At 45.4% G+C, this 443-nt stretch carries 1 protein-coding gene; it reads left to right on the top strand.

Translation table 11 applies throughout. The features are described from left to right. Positions 1-52: 52 nt before the first annotated feature. Positions 53-443, top strand: a 391-nt coding sequence (locus tag AC1M9C_RS14940) for a phage late control D family protein (RefSeq protein WP_481953978.1), incomplete at its 3' end; no start/stop codon positions are given.

The raw sequence follows: 443 nt of genomic DNA, 5'->3' as shown, positions 1-443 counted from the left end.
AATATTAAGAAATTCTTTAGCCTTATTAAATTATAAAAGACAGATAATAACCATGCTTGCCAACATCTTTTCGGCATTGGAACAGCTCGGCTTAACCGCCCAAAACAGAGCCCTCCACATCCAATTCAGTCATTCACAACTGAATAGCCAAGTCTTCCTACAACGTATCGATGGCAGCCATGTCCTTAACGAAGGCGTGCAAGCAGAACTCATCTGTCTCTCGACCAATGCTTTAATTCCACTCAAACAATTCATCGGTACACGAGTTGCCGTCGATCAAGTCACTGATCAAGGCACCCTGTTTAGAACCACCGGCATCATCACCGAAGCCTCACAAGGACAAAGCGATGGGGCACTGACCCTCTACAAACTTACGCTTAACGATGCAACTTCACTTTGGCACAAACGCCGCAACAGCCGCGTATTTATGAACAAATCCGTGG

The sequence above is a fragment of the Acinetobacter sp. 24-47-39 genome (assembly GCF_056783825.1).
This window is presented reverse-complemented; position numbering and strand designations above follow the sequence as displayed.